The sequence below is a fragment of the Streptomyces boncukensis genome, assembly GCF_011045075.1.
Lineage (GTDB): Bacteria > Actinomycetota > Actinomycetes > Streptomycetales > Streptomycetaceae > Streptomyces > Streptomyces boncukensis.
In genome coordinates this window covers 1-1171 of sequence record NZ_JAAKZZ010000990.1, presented here as the reverse complement: position 1 = coordinate 1171, position 1171 = coordinate 1, and the positions used below count along the sequence as shown (strand labels likewise).

Genomic DNA, 1171 nt, shown 5'->3' with positions numbered 1-1171 from the left:
ACAGGGCAGGGGCTGCCCCTTGCTGTCTCGTCGCGGGGTGCGGGTGCCCGGTGGCTGGGCGCGCAGTTCCCCGCGCCCCTGAAGCGCCCCCGCGGGGCGCCGCAGCCCCTTCCCCGCACGGTCCGCTGGTCACGGTCTAGTATCCGGCGCCCGGCCCTATGGCGAGTTCGGGGTGGTGTCCGCCGGCGACCTCCCGCCAGCAGGCGCCGAAGTCCACCGCCACGTCCGCGTCGGCCGTGACGCCCGCCGAGTGGGCGGTCACCACGGTCCGGGGGAGGTCCCAGACCGGGGAGTCCGGGCCCGCCGGCTCGTCGGGCAGGACGTCGAGCACCGCGGAGCGCACGTGCCCCGCGCGCAGCGCCGCGTCCAGCGCCCGCAGGTCGACGGACTCGCCGCGGCCCACATTGACGAAGGCGGCACCGCGCAGCGCGGTGAACAGGGCGGTGTCGAAGAGGCCCGCCGTGTGCGGGGTCAGGGGGAGGGCGTTGACGACCCAGCGGGCCCCGGCGAGGGCGCCGCGCGCCTCGTCGAGGGAGAGGACGCGGTCGCAGCCCGGCGTCGCGCGCGGGGTGCGGGCGACCCCCGTGGTGTGGACGCCCACCCGCTGGAGGGCGGCGGCCACGGCCGAGCCGATGCGGCCGGTGCCGAAGACGAGGGCGCGCTGTCCGGCGGCGAGCTCACCGGGACGGCGGTGCCAGACGCGGTCCCGGTGCTGGACGAGGAAGCCGGGCACGTCCTGGCAGTCGGCGAGCACCCAGCCGAGGACGTACTGCGCGATGCGCTCGCCCATCCGCCCCACCGTGCGGGTGAGCAGGACGCGCTCGGGCCAGGGCGCGGGCCCGGCGGCGAGGAGGGCGTCCACGCCCGCGTTGGTGCTGTGCGTCCACAGCAGCCGCCCGGCGTGCCGCCCGCGGCGCAGCGACTCGGGAAGGGCGGGGCCGACATGGACCAGGGGCGCAGGACCGTCGTCCGGCTCACGGTGCACCGGGCGGCCGGCGACGGCCGCGATCTCGTGCACCAGCGCGTCGGAGAGCGCGGGGTCCGCGACGACGCGCGCCCCGTCCGCCAGGGCGCTGCGCAGCGCCTCGATGTCCACACCGTCCGCTCCCCGGGTCATGCCCTCACCCCGTTCACCTGTTCGCCGATCACGGAAGGAGCGTACGGGGCGGGT

At 77.7% G+C, this 1171-nt stretch carries 1 protein-coding gene; it reads right to left on the bottom strand.

Going from position 1 to position 1171, the window contains the following annotated elements; translation table 11 throughout:
* Positions 1–136: 136 nt before the first annotated feature.
* Positions 137–1117 carry an NAD(P)-dependent oxidoreductase gene (locus tag G5C65_RS37510; RefSeq protein ID WP_165303512.1) on the bottom strand — a complete coding sequence of 327 codons (981 nt, stop codon included), beginning with the start codon at positions 1115–1117 and terminating at the stop codon, positions 137–139.
* Positions 1118–1171: the final 54 nt, after the last annotated feature.

Bases quoted from the DNA above. Each gene is read 5' to 3' on its own strand.
- G5C65_RS37510 (WP_165303512.1), bottom strand. From the start codon at position 1,117: ATGACCCGGGGAGCGGACGGTGTGGACATCGAGGCGCTGCGCAGCGCC.